The organism is Gluconacetobacter tumulicola (assembly GCF_014174215.1).
Lineage (GTDB): Bacteria > Pseudomonadota > Alphaproteobacteria > Acetobacterales > Acetobacteraceae > Gluconacetobacter > Gluconacetobacter tumulicola.
In genome coordinates this window covers 153,419-165,759 of record NZ_JABEQL010000005.1, presented here as the reverse complement: position 1 = coordinate 165,759, position 12,341 = coordinate 153,419, and the positions used below count along the sequence as shown (strand labels likewise).

14 protein-coding genes and 1 pseudogene are annotated in these 12,341 nt (G+C 58.4%); 11 read left to right on the top strand and 4 right to left on the bottom strand.

Annotation, left to right across the window (positions count from 1 at the left end; translation table 11 throughout):
* Nucleotides 1-686 precede the first annotated feature (686 nt).
* A complete protein-coding gene (locus tag HLH29_RS05715; protein ID WP_182964988.1) occupies nucleotides 687-1,142 on the top strand; it encodes a MaoC family dehydratase in 456 nt (151 codons plus the stop codon).
* A gap of 16 nt (nucleotides 1,143-1,158) precedes the next feature.
* On the opposite strand, the gene HLH29_RS05710 is transcribed toward HLH29_RS05715, so the two are convergent.
* Nucleotides 1,159-1,773: a TetR/AcrR family transcriptional regulator gene (locus tag HLH29_RS05710; protein ID WP_246373836.1), complete on the bottom strand. Its 615-nt coding sequence runs from the start codon at nucleotides 1,771-1,773 to the stop codon at nucleotides 1,159-1,161.
* Between the two features lie 339 nt (nucleotides 1,774-2,112).
* Entirely contained in the window at nucleotides 2,113-2,253 is a 141-nt protein-coding gene (locus HLH29_RS05705) for a hypothetical protein (RefSeq protein ID WP_182964987.1), read from the bottom strand.
* Between the two features lie 36 nt (nucleotides 2,254-2,289).
* On the opposite strand from HLH29_RS05705, the gene HLH29_RS05700 reads away from it, so the two are divergent.
* The 4 genes and pseudogenes from HLH29_RS05700 to HLH29_RS19535 all read left to right on the top strand — a co-directional run.
* Complete coding sequence (locus HLH29_RS05700) at nucleotides 2,290-3,078, top strand: SDR family NAD(P)-dependent oxidoreductase (protein WP_182964986.1); 789 nt, start codon at nucleotides 2,290-2,292, stop codon at nucleotides 3,076-3,078.
* A gap of 42 nt (nucleotides 3,079-3,120) precedes the next feature.
* Nucleotides 3,121-4,107 (top strand): acrylyl-CoA reductase (NADPH), encoded by a 987-nt coding sequence (gene acuI / locus HLH29_RS05695; RefSeq protein WP_182964985.1) that lies wholly within the window; start codon nucleotides 3,121-3,123, stop codon nucleotides 4,105-4,107.
* Nucleotides 4,108-4,161: 54 nt separating this feature from the next.
* Nucleotides 4,162-5,163: an NADP-dependent oxidoreductase gene (locus HLH29_RS05690; RefSeq protein ID WP_182964984.1), complete on the top strand. Its 1,002-nt coding sequence runs from the start codon at nucleotides 4,162-4,164 to the stop codon at nucleotides 5,161-5,163.
* 136 nt (nucleotides 5,164-5,299) lie between these two features.
* Nucleotides 5,300-5,469, top strand: a pseudogene (locus tag HLH29_RS19535) (integrase core domain-containing protein); the annotation flags it as partial.
* A gap of 383 nt (nucleotides 5,470-5,852) precedes the next feature.
* On the opposite strand, the gene HLH29_RS05680 reads toward HLH29_RS19535, so the two are convergent.
* The gene (locus HLH29_RS05680; protein WP_182964983.1) at nucleotides 5,853-6,239 is read right to left on the bottom strand and encodes a winged helix-turn-helix transcriptional regulator; all 387 of its coding nucleotides are present in this window, start codon (nucleotides 6,237-6,239) and stop codon (nucleotides 5,853-5,855) included.
* Between the two features lie 100 nt (nucleotides 6,240-6,339).
* Here HLH29_RS05680 and HLH29_RS05675 point away from each other — a divergent pair, with 100 nt between their 5' ends.
* From HLH29_RS05675 to HLH29_RS05650, 6 genes are all read left to right on the top strand, one after another.
* Complete coding sequence (locus HLH29_RS05675) at nucleotides 6,340-7,359, top strand: zinc-binding alcohol dehydrogenase family protein (protein WP_182964982.1); 1,020 nt, start codon at nucleotides 6,340-6,342, stop codon at nucleotides 7,357-7,359.
* Nucleotides 7,360-7,370: 11 nt separating this feature from the next.
* On the top strand, nucleotides 7,371-7,757 hold the full coding sequence (locus tag HLH29_RS05670) for a nuclear transport factor 2 family protein (protein WP_182964981.1): 387 nt from the start codon (nucleotides 7,371-7,373) through the stop codon (nucleotides 7,755-7,757).
* The gene (locus tag HLH29_RS05665) at nucleotides 7,754-8,185 is read left to right on the top strand and encodes a cupin domain-containing protein (RefSeq protein ID WP_182964980.1); all 432 of its coding nucleotides are present in this window, start codon (nucleotides 7,754-7,756) and stop codon (nucleotides 8,183-8,185) included. The genes HLH29_RS05670 and HLH29_RS05665 overlap by 4 nt, the downstream gene beginning before the upstream one ends.
* A 4-nt stretch (nucleotides 8,186-8,189) precedes the next feature.
* The gene (locus HLH29_RS05660) at nucleotides 8,190-9,323 is read left to right on the top strand and encodes an L-dopachrome tautomerase-related protein (RefSeq protein WP_182964979.1); all 1,134 of its coding nucleotides are present in this window, start codon (nucleotides 8,190-8,192) and stop codon (nucleotides 9,321-9,323) included.
* Between the two features lie 427 nt (nucleotides 9,324-9,750).
* Entirely contained in the window at nucleotides 9,751-10,791 is a 1,041-nt protein-coding gene (locus HLH29_RS05655; protein ID WP_182964978.1) for a DMT family transporter, read from the top strand.
* Between the two features lie 161 nt (nucleotides 10,792-10,952).
* Nucleotides 10,953-11,483 (top strand): cupin domain-containing protein, encoded by a 531-nt coding sequence (locus tag HLH29_RS05650; protein WP_220791379.1) that lies wholly within the window; start codon nucleotides 10,953-10,955, stop codon nucleotides 11,481-11,483.
* A gap of 315 nt (nucleotides 11,484-11,798) precedes the next feature.
* Here the strand turns inward: HLH29_RS05650 and HLH29_RS05645 are convergent, their stop codons facing one another.
* On the bottom strand, nucleotides 11,799-12,251 hold the full coding sequence (locus HLH29_RS05645; RefSeq protein WP_182964977.1) for a MarR family winged helix-turn-helix transcriptional regulator: 453 nt from the start codon (nucleotides 12,249-12,251) through the stop codon (nucleotides 11,799-11,801).
* Nucleotides 12,252-12,341 lie beyond the last annotated feature (90 nt).

The window sequence follows — 12,341 nt, the reverse complement described above, 5'->3', positions numbered from 1 at the left end:
TTCGGAGAGGAATTCCGAACAGAGTTTCTATGAGTCCTGCTATTAATCGGTTTCATATGCTGATGGCAGCGGGTTATGAGCGAAGATACTGCCGGGAACCGTACACCACGAAGCGAGGCGACTGGGCGCGCGCGCCTGCACGTGATCGAGGGTCAGGCGGGGCATAATCGACTGTAGATCGTTCCGTGCCTGCTGGGGGATTTCCTTCCAGAGCGGGGCCGGACGCAGGGTGCGCCGATTTTGCCACGTCGTGGGGATGCCGTCGTCCTTTGCGCGCATGGTCTTCTCTCCGATTCCGGTCCGAAGAGAAACCTGCGTCGGTTTCAGGGGGGCGCGACAGCGGGAAAGGACTTGTCCAGCCCGCTCGTTCGTCTCCACGATGCACACCCGACGCCCAAATCAAGGGTGCAAAGGGTAGAGAACCTCCCGCTCGTCGGTATTATGGGTCTTGCAGAGCAGCGTTCTATAATGAGAGCCGCCCTCGCTCGGCTCTCGACCACACGCCGCCGGCCGAGTACGCTGCCAGAGCAAAGATTTTTCTGGCTCCATGGGGCCAGTATGGCTGAAAACTAACGCTCACCCGGACGACCGTCCCCAAGCGTTTCAACGGCCCATAGGGCTCTCTTTAGACGTGGACCAATTTTCTCAAGGTAGACCAATCGTTAAGATGAAAGAGAAAACCTGCGATGACGACGCACTATCTTGAAGACTTCGCAGTCGGCCAGATCTTCAGAGCCGGCCCCGTGCGGATCGGTGAAATCGAAATCAAACGCTTCGCCAATACGTTCGACCCTCAGCCGTTTCATCTCGACGACGATGAGGCGAAAAGCAGCTTCTTTCGCGGCTTGGCAGCGAGCGGCTGGCATACTGCTGCGATTACCATGCGTTTGTTGTTGGAAAGTGATCTGCGACCCGCCGGCGGGATCATAGGCGCCGGGTTTGACGAATTACGCTGGCCACGACCAGTACGACCGGATGACGAATTACGCATCGAGGCTGAAGTACGGGAGGTTATCCCATCCAGGTCGAAACCAGAGCAGGGCATGATTAAGCTTCAAACCACTACATTGAACCAAAACGACGAACCGGTGCAGGTGTCCGTTGGCAATCTCGTCGTGCTCCGCAAGATAGCGGCCAGGTGAGACCACATAGTTAGGGCTATTCGGACGCTTGCATCGTTCTTGCGTCGATCCATGCGCGAGTCTGCTTGAGCACCTCATCTGAAAGCTCGGGATCCTCGATAGCGCGCGCCAGGATCACTGCACCTACCATCGCGGCCCAGCTTCCGATTGCTGCGCGGCGCTTTTCCTCGTCTGTCTGCCCGGGAAAAGCCCTGCTAATCCTGTCGATCTGAGCCCGGCACCCTTGCGTCATTGCCGCGCGTATCTGTGGAGCCTGATGGCGGGTTTCGGCTACAAGCCCGGCTGTGAGGCATCCCCCTCCAGGATTGTCGCGATGGCGAGGCGAGAGGTACCTGTCGATATACGCACCGAGATCCAGGCCACTATCTACGGACGCTTCAAGCGTGTGGGTCAGCGCCTGGGCGACCAGATCGTCCTTGGATTTGAAGTGGCCATAAAAGCCGCCATGGGTGAGACCAGCAGCGTTCATGACTTCGGCAACGGTAACTGCTTCAAACCCCTTTTCGCGGAACAAGCGACTGGCCGCATCCAAAATGCGCAGGCGATTTTCTGCCATCTGTTCCCGACTGATCTTCATGTCGCAATCTCCAGCACCGTTGACATGAAAGCGATCACCCCGGGATTCAATCATGATGTTTGTCATCAATGATAGGTCGCGAAATGCGAAAGAGCAATGGTTCGTGGTGGTTGCCAACTCATGTGCCAACGAGCCTGCAGACCACAAGGGCACCATAACCGACATAGGTCCCGGTGAGGTCACGGTCGTACTACTGTCCGATCTTGAGGACTGGTAAAGGTAGAGTGCCGCATCCTTGGCCATCAGCAGCGTGGCGATTCGAGATGCCTCAGTTGGCGATCATTCTAGAGATGCCTTGAGCGACCACGGCAATCCTGTGCTCAAGGACCTCAAGCTTCTCTAATAGTCAATCTCGTCGCAAACGCGCTGCCCACACGTGAACTTGAGCGGCGCTTATCGGAAGCGAGCCCACCACGGTGCGGCATCGCGGCGACCTCTTTCTCGCGCGTGGGCAATCTCACCGATGCTTTCTTCAATGCCGTTGACATTTTTATGATCATCATCATATTTGCGATCTATGATGATTGCCATCATGATTATTGCCCTGCCTTTTAGAGCGAGATCAGCATCGTGACTGACCTTCCCACAGTCCTCATCACAGGAGCGTCGAGTGGCATCGGCGCGACCTACGCGGATCGTTTTGCCCGTCGCGGGCATTCACTCGTCCTTGTGGCCCGCAACAAGAAGCGGCTGGAAGCAGTGGCGGCTCGCCTTCGGGAGAAAACGGGAGTCGAAATCGACCTCTTGCAAGCCGATCTCACCAATCCTGAAGACCTTGCTACGGTGGAGACGCGGCTACGCAACGATGCTCGAATCGGTATCCTCATCAACAATGCCGGAGGAAACCTTCCCGGAACCTTCGTTGAGCAGAAGAGCGATGAAATCGCTCGGCTCGTTGCTCTGAACGTGACCGCTGTCCTGCGACTGGCCAGTGCTGTTGCGCCACGTTTCGCCGAAACTGGCGGAGGTGCGATCGTCAACATTTCGTCGGTTGTCGGGTTGGCACCGGAATTAGGCATGTCGGTCTATGGCGCGACCAAGGCGTTCGTGACGTTTCTGTCCCAAGGGCTGACCCTCGAGTTGGGTGCCAAGGGCGTCCATGTCCAGGCGGTGCTTCCGGCGGCGACCCGCACCGAAATCTGGGAACATTCCGGAGTCGACGTCAACACGCTGTCGGGGGTGATGGAGGTCGACGAACTGGTTGACGCGGCGCTGGTCGGCTTCGATCGCCGCGAAACAATCACGATCCCGCCGCTTCCTGATGCCGGGCAGTGGGACGCCTATGAGGCGGCGCGCCAAGCCATGCTGGCGAACGTCAGACAGGAACATGCCGCCGCGCGTTATCGGACGGTCGGCTGACCCTTCTCATGCCATCGACAACTATAATCGGAGGATAGACGGATGACATTCAAGGCACTTCTGGCCACTCGGGACGATGGCAGGATTTCGGCAAACCTGGTCGACTTCAAAGAAGAAGACCTCATGCCGGGCGACGTCACAGTCACGATCGATTACTCGACCGTAAATTACAAGGATGCAGGCGCTCTCAGCGGTCGCGTGGACGTCATCAAACAGTTTCCGCTGATCCCGGGAATTGATTTTGCCGGGACGGTGGAAGCGTCCACTTATCCTGGCATTGAGGTCGGTGACCGGGTCGTCGCCAATAGCTGGGGGCTGAGCCAAACACATCATGGAGGTTATGCGCAGAAAGCGCGACTAAACGGTGATTGGCTCGTCAAGATTCCGAAACCCTTTTCGACGAAGGACGCCATGGCCATCGGCACTGCCGGTTATACGGCCATGCTGTCCGTGCTGGCCCTCGAACATGGCGGGATCACGCCTGATGGTGGAGACATCCTCGTCACGGGCGCCAATGGCGGGGTCGGCTCGATTGCGATTGCGCTTCTCTCCGACCTAGGTTACCGCGTCATCGCTTCCACGGGCCGCCTGGAAGAAGCCGGCTATCTGCGAGAGCTCGGTGCAGCCGACGTCATAGACCGCGGCTCGCTTTCCGAACCGGGCAAACCGATCTCCAGCGAACGCTGGGCCGGTGCTGTGGACTCTGTCGGTAGCCATACGTTGGCGAACGTCTTGGCACAGACCCGGTATCGCGGCGTGGTCACGGCGTGCGGTCTCGCACAGGGCCTTGATCTTCCCACCACCGTCCTGCCCTTCATCCTGCGCAATGTCACGCTCGCCGGCATCGATTCCGTCAACGCGCCGCAAGCGGTTCGCATCGAAGCCTGGTCTCGCTTGGCGCGAGATCTCGATCTGGAGAAGCTTGCGCGGACGACGACGGTGGTGGGGCTGGCTGAGGTGCCTGATATCGCATCCCGCGTCATTGCAGGGAAAGTTCAGGGCCGCACAGTCGTTGACGTCAATGCATAAGTTACTGCCATCGGTCGAGACAGGCTCTGTCGAAACGGAAGAGAAACGAGCGCGATGAAAGCCTTTATCCTCGACGGATACAAAAAGAACGGCGCCCTGCGCTTCGGTGATGTGCCGGAGCCAATGCTTAGGGACGACGAAGTCCTCATCGAAATCCATGCCGCGGGTGTCAATCGTCTCGACACAAAAATCCGCGACGGCGAATTCAAGCTGATCCTTCCCTATCGGCCGCCTGTCATCTTGGGGCACGACCTTGCCGGCGTAGTCACCAAAATCGGCCGGCGGGTACGAGGCGTCAAGCTGGGAGACGAGGTATATGCCCGACCGCGGGATGGCCAAGTCGGCACATATGCCGAATATATCGCCGTGAACGAAGACGATCTCGCGCCGAAACCGAAGAACCTCTCCATGGAGGAAGCTGCCTCAATTCCACTGGTTGGACTGACCGCTTGGCAGGTACTGGTCGAAAAGGCCAATCTCCAACGGGGCCAAAAGGTGCTCATCCATGCCGGGTCCGGCGGCGTGGGCACATTCGCCATCCAGCTTGCCAAGCATCTTGGCGCGACGGTCGCGACGACCACAGGGACGTCAAACGTCGAGTTGGTTAAAAGCCTTGGAGCCGACGTCGTCATCGACTACAAAAAAGACGATTTTGAGAAGGTCCTGTCTGACTACGACGTGGTGCTGAACAGCTTGGGGCCTGACACGCTCGAAAAATCCCTTGCCGTTCTGAAGCCCGGCGGCAAGCTCATCTCGATCTCCGGGCCGCCGGATATCGAGTTTGCTAGGCAGCAGGGTCTGAACTTTATCCTCAGACAGGTGCTGCGCCTCATGAGCCTCAGCATTCGCAGGAAGGCCAAAGCCCGGCGCGTCAGCTATTCGTTCCTGTTCATGTGCGCGAACAGCAAGCAATTGAAGCAGATCACCCTGCTGGTCGAATCCGGGATCATCAGGCCGGTCATGGATCGGATCTTTCCCTTTGAGGAAACGAACGAAGCGCTGAACCGAGTCGAAACAGGACGTGCCAGGGGAAAGGTGGTCGTAAAGCTCCGCTGAGAAGCGCCGTCGCCAACATTGAGGAAAAGAGGACGGCCGCGCTGATACTGCCTGAAAATGAGCGGCTCGTTTGCGCTCTGGATTACAGGGGGCATCAGCGCCTCCAGTGCCAAAGCGTCACTTACTGCTTCTGAGACGGCCCATGCAGAATGGCTATGTGGAGAGCTTCAATGGCCGAATGCGTGACGAATTGCTGAACGAGACAGTCTTTACCAGCATGGCCCGGGCCGCACCGTCATCTCAGCCTGGAGAGCCAACTACAGCACCACCAGGCCGCATTCGGTCCTGGGGCATCAGCCCCCGGCTGACGCATGCCGCAAAACGTTCAAGGCAATGGGTTTAGCTTTCCCTGAGGCTCTACTTTCGGCTGGATGAACGTTCCAGAGCAGGTCAGCCGGTCTTCCCATCCGGTCAACACGTCTCGAAGAGCGGTCCGATCCTCATCCGACCAAAGCACCCAGTTCTTACCCGAGGTTTCCGATCAGGTCCGCGCGCAACACCCTGCCTGATCAGCTTTTGCCGGGTCGCTGATTACTCGTCCTCCGACGTCGGAGGAAAACCACGGCAAAGTTGTTGAGCCACGGTATTCATGGATATTCCATAGACCGGTCTTTTTAAAACCTCGCCCTCTCTCGGATGACAAGTTCACACGATCGTCGAGGTTCGTCGATCAAGACGAAAATCGGCTACTATTCGTCACAAAGCTCCCTCTCCGAGCTAGTCACATGGGATTCGCTCCTGCCAAAGCTGGTATGAACATCGCCCCAGCTTTTCAGTGCCGTGATTACAGGCTCCAGACTTCGACCACGTTCGTTGAGACTGTATTCCACCTTTGGGGGGACTTCGGCGTAGACCGTCCGCAGAACAAATCCATCCTGCTCCAATTCACGCAACTGCGCCGTTAACATGCGCTGGGTAACGTTCGGCAAACGCTTTCGGATGGCGTTGAAGCGCATGGTTCCTTGCAGAAGATGGAAAAGAATCACGCCCTTCCATTTCCCATCAATCAGTTCGAGGGTCGCTTCCACGGCACAGCCGGGGCTGCAATCGAGTTGCTTGTGACGAATACGGGGCATGACGGTATCATTTCCGATACTATGGGCGATATATGTGCGTTCTTGCGCATGCCGAGTATAACGCCTCATCTTACCTCCATTCAACGATGGAGCGGAAATTATGCGTGCCGTAGGTTATCAATCCCCCCTTCCGATCGACGACTTCAATTCATTGCAGGACATCGAACTCCCGCAACCCGTACCGACCGGCCACGATCTCCTGGTCGAGATCCGGGCTATTTCGGTCAATCCCGTTGATACCAAGGTACGAAGGAGCGCCGCACCCGAACCCGGTCAATGGCGCGTCCTCGGCTGGGACGCGGCAGGCGTCGTGACAGCGACTGGACCGGATGTCCATAACTTCGCGGTCGGGGACGAAGTCTTCTATGCCGGATCGCTGCATCGTTCGGGAACGAATGCCCAGTTCCATCTGGTCGATGAACGGATCGTTGGCCACAAGCCGAAATCGCTGGACTGGGCGCAGGCCGCCGCACTCCCACTGACCGCGATCACGGCATGGGAGATGTTGTTCAACCGGCTCGACATCCGACGACCTGTCCCCGGAACTGTCCCATCCCTGCTGATCATCGGCGGTGCGGGCGGCGTCGGCTCGATCGCGATCCAACTGGCCCGCGCACTAACGGACCTGACCGTCATCGCCACGGCGTCGCGTCCCGAGACACAGGAATGGGTCAGAAGCCTTGGCGCGCATCACATGATCGACCACCGGAACTCCCTCGCCGGACAGATGGCGCACCTGCCGACCGGCGCTCCCGGCTTCGTCTTCTCCACAACGCAGACGAACCAGCACTTCGCCGATATCGTGGAGTTGCTGGCGCCACAGGGACATTTCGGACTGATCGATGATCCGGACGAACTCAGCGCGTTGCCGCTCAAGCGTAAGAGCCTGTCGCTGCATTGGGAATTGATGTTCACACGCCCCATGTTCGAAACAGCAGACATGGCCGAACAAGGCACGTTGCTGAACGAGATCGCAGCACTCGTGGACAGTGGGCGTATCCGCACGACGCTGGACGAAAATTTCGGTCCGATCAACGCGAACAACCTGCGCCGCGCGCACGCCCTGATCGAGAGCGGAAGAGCAAAGGGGAAAATCGTTCTTACCGGTTTCGGTGAGTGAGGAGGATCAACATGAACGAGACACCCGCGGATCTGGTGCGGCGCTGGTATGCGACCGCTGACACTTCGTTGCTGGATGACGACGTCATCTGGGCGGTACTCGACACGTTTCCCGAAGGTGGTGGTTATGTCGGTCGGCAAGCGGTCGCGGAACGTTTTTTTCCTGCAGTAAAGACCCATTTCACCGAATACGTCACGGCGCCCCAGACCTTTCTGGCCGATGGCGCCAACGTCGCGACGACCGGACTCTATCGGGTGCGCACGACGCTCGGAAAAAGGGGGGAGATCGCCTTCGCTCACTTCTGGACGATCCGTAATGGAAAAATCGTGGCGTTCCACCAGGTGGCGGATACCGCCGCATTACGGGATCTTCTGGTCGGCCGGGAAACGGATTCATGAGCACGGATAACGCGTTTACACCTAGTCAGCAGGGTGGCCGTTTCGACCTCAATGCCATCGCCGCAGCGTTTCCGGACGCGGCCAACACGATGCTGCTGGACACGTATCTGACGGACTCCGCATCCCGCAGTATCCGGGTCTTCCGCGTCTATCGCGGCGTACCCGCTCATTATCACACGCAATGCGACGAAATCCTGCAGGTGCTCTCCGGCGAGGGAACGTTCTGGATCGACGATCCGGTCACCGAGGCCGCCTTCGAGCCGGGCCAGCTTCTCGTTTTCCCCAGGCGCGCCGTCCATGCCCTGCCGCGTATCCTGCGTGCGCCTGTGGTGTTCCTCGCTATCGATACACCGCGTCGCGCACAGGATGACATCACATTCGTCAATCCCGAAGACGGCACCACTGCCGAATTCATCGCAAAGATATGACGCTATGAGCAAACATACTTCGTCGCTGCAACGCTCTCGACAATACCGGCATCTTCGCGCCGCTGCGATCACGGCAAGCCTATTCCTGTGTGGTGTCTCAGTTGAGAACGTCGAGACGGCCCGCGCGCAACCGCTCCGCGTCGAGGCATCAAGCTCGGTGCTAGACTGGAACGCCGTCGCGCTGGCTGCCAAGCGTGTGTTCGTAGCAGGGCCGCGCTGGGCGGGCTTTTCCGGCCCAGCAGTCGCCGTTCTTACGACACAAGATTCGCTTCGCCCATTCCCGAATCCAGCATGGAACGACTGGAAACCAGGTCTCGACCCGAAGCGACACTTCGTCAGCGTCAACGCCCTTCATATCGATCCTGATGGCAAACTTTGGGTGGTCGATACGGGAACGCCGCAGTTCGGTAGTCCTCCCGTCAAGGATGGCCCTAAGCTGGTGCGCCTCGACCCGGCGACGGGAAACATCCTTCGTGTCTATCCGCTTGGGCCGGAGGTCGCTCCGGCGGGGAGCTACATCGACGACGTCCGCTTCAACGGACTTTACGCCTATCTGACCGACGCCGGAAAAGGGGCCCTGCTTGTACTCGATATCGCAAGCGGCGTCTTTCGTCGCGTTCTCGATGGCGTCCCGGCCACACAGGCACGACCGGACAGACCGATCATCATCGACGGAAGCATCGTCAGGAACGGTGATGGGACACCGCTCTTGGTCAATGCCGACCCACTCGAAGTCAGTCCCGACGGGAAATACGTGTATTTCGGGCCGCTCGAAGGTCCGTGGTCGAAGGTGCCGACCGCGCTTTTGAACGACCCCGCGATATCACCGGAGGCGCTTGCCGCGTCGGTGACGCCCTGGGCCGATCTTCCTCCTATCGGCGGTAGCGCGATGGATCACCGAGGAAACCTCTATTACGTCGCCTTGAAAGATGAAACGGTCTATCGGCGTGATCCATCGGGACGCACGGAAGCGCTCGTGTCGGATCGCCGCCTCCATTGGGCGGATGCGCCTTTCCTCACGACTGATGGAAGACTCTGGCTTCCCGTTGCGCAACTCGACCGACTTGCACAGTTTCATAAAGGTAAGCCGCGTATCCAACTCCCTTTTCTTCTTCTCTCTCTGAGTACCCAACCATGAGCAAGTGAAGTGGCGTTCGAATACAGGCCTTGGGTTAAGCGTGGAAAGGTTCGACTCCGTAGTATGATGGACTGATAATAACAAAAAGATGGGACGGATGCAGGATATTCCTCTCGAAGCGAAAATTGCGCTGCATGAGACGGACCGCAAACGTACGGCGCCTTCCTAGAACTTCGTCCTATTCATTATCGAATAGTGAACAGACGCTATCAGATATGGATGATCGGAATCGTATAGACGGTCATCTCTTCAATCCCATGCAGAAAAGAAGAACGTCATGAAAGACATTGGATTCAGTAGCGTTGGAAGTGCCGACGTGGCCATCGCCTTAGGCCGCGCCTAAGCCCGAACGTCGGGTCGTCCATTCAAAAATACACCAGCACTCACATGCGCCGACGTCGCGGTCGGCGGGCGTCGAGGTCCAGTCATGCGCATTTCACTATTTCCCAATTCAGCCATATCAGCGCCGAAAATCAAGTCCGGCGCGCCGCGGGCGCGTTCGAGACCCATTCTTGCTCTTGTTGCGGCAATCGTGATCTGGGGCGCCAACTGGCCGATCATGAAGGCCGGACTAAGTCACGTCTCGCCGCTTTGGTTTTCATCGCTCCGCTTCGCGACGGGCGCAGCCTGCCTATTTGCCTTCCAAGCAATTCAGGGGCGCGTACAGATCCCACGGCGCGCTGACTGGCCGTTTATTGGTTCTATCGGCCTACTTCAAATGACGAGCTTCACAGCGCTCGGCGCGGTCGCTATGACGCATCTGCCGGCCGGTCGCTCTGCGATCTTGAGCTACACCACCCCGATCTGGACGGCCCCCATCGCCATTGGCTTCTTCGGTGAGCGGGCAACTCCGGCCCGCACCTTTGGGATTCTGCTGGGCGTGATCGGCGTCATCGCCCTTGTTAATCCCTTCGCCATCGATTGGTCGAATAAGGTCATTCTTGGCGCAAACGCAATGTTGCTGGCTGCCGCCGGCTGCTGGGCCTTCTGTATCGTACACTTACGCCATTTTAAGGCCAACTCCTCGGCATTTACGCTTGCGCCGTGGCAGATGACTCTGGCCGCACTAATCCTCACTTGCGGAGCGAGGATTTTCGAAGGCCCTTTCACTGGCGATGGGTCGCCCGCGTTCTGGGCTGCGACGCTCTTTGTTGGCCCCGTCGCGACAGCATTTTGCTTCTGTGCCGTGAACGCGGCAAGTACGTGGTTGGCCGCCACCACCATGTCAATGACGATGCTAGGCGTGCCACTGACTGGCGCCGCATTGTCGGTCGCGACGCTGGGTGAAGCCGTTACCCCTTCCTTACTGGCCGGGGCATCGGCCATCGCGGCTGGCATCGCCGTGACCGCCATTCCGACGAGAAAGATGACCCATAAGATGGATTCGGCCATAGGCCAGGAGCCTCGCACAGCTGTCGCCGGAGCCGCGCCGTCCACGATCTGCCCGCCGGAGGCGGCGCAAACATGAGAGGCCCCGAGGAGCTACCGCGCATCCTCGCTGCGGCTCCAGACGACACACATTCTGAAGACGTCGCTCGACGCCCGGAATTAAGCGCGAACCGTATCAACTGACGCCACGTCGTGCTGCGAAAGCACGTGCAACGTCCCAACTCCAAGAAGGTCACATTCATGTCTGCCCATATCCCTACGCCGCGTCGCTGGTGGAACATCGCCGGGACGGTCGCCGTTATCGCGATGGCTTTCAGTGCCCATGCCTCGCTCGCGGATTCTGTCGTCGCACCAACAACGGCGCCTCAAAACGCCCCGGGCGAAGGCATTCAGCCCCAGATCAGCCTGCATATGGGCCAAACCCCCATGCTCTATGACCTTGCCGATCAGCCAGTGGAGCATGTGTCGCCGCTCATTGACCGCCAAGTCATATATGGCGCGCAAAGTACTTTCGTCGTCTGGACCATGAAAACGGGCGCGATCGTGCCACTTCATCACCATCCGAACGAACAGATCACCTGGATCACCCGGGGACGCGCCGAGGTCTATTCTGGAGGCAAGAAGTACGTGATGAAAGCCGGCGATCTGATGGTGATCCCGCCGAACGTGCCACATAAATTCGTCATTACCGAAGACACTGTCGACATTGATATCTTCGCACCACAGCGCCAGGACTGGATCGATGGGACAGCCGACTATTTAAGAAAGTGAGCCTCCGCCGATGAAGGCCCCGATTCATCTGTCCTTTGTCTCGCCTGCTGTTTGGGCCGTATCGAGCATCGCCACTCTTGCCGACAGGAGTCACCGTCCCCTTGAACGCGTATTTTCGCGAGTTACCCGCAATGGCGGTGATCATCCGTCATTTGCGGCTGGCGAACCGAAGAATGGCTTGAACCGGGCGAAATCAAACCGATGATCGCCGTCACGCGTTTGCCGGCGCGGGCGCGCGTGGAGTCCATGACCGGCCGGACAGCGAACACGCTGTTGGAAAGACCGTGATCGAATGCTCAGTACCGGGCCGTCCGGTTACCGATTCGCTACGGCACCCTCAATGGCAACTCGGAGCGTGTCGATCTTTGCGCGAAGGTCACCCAACTCGTCAGTCGTCATCCCGGTTGCCGTCAGCACGCAGCCTGGAACGGTGGCAGCCTGCGCCCGCAAAGTGCGCCCTTCGGGTGTCAGCGTGACCCTCACCTGACGCTCATCTTCCCGGTCACGGCTTCGGGCTACCAAGCCCGAGTTCTCAAGCCGCTTGAGCAACGGCGTGAGCGTGGAACTGACCAGACCGAGCCTAGCCCCGATCTCGCCCACCAGTTTGCCGTCCCCCGCCCATAACACGCTCATGACGAGATACTGCGGATAGGTCAGGCCGAGTGGCTCGAGCAGCGGCTGATAAAGCCGATTGAACGCATGGCTTGCCGCATAGAGCGAAAAGCAAATGAAAGCGTCGAGCTCGGGCTTATCCAGGTTCTTGGTCATTAGCGTCTCCATGACCCTTCACGATATATCGCACGATAAATGATCGCATATACGTCTTTCGCATGCCAGCCCCGACATTTCATATATGAT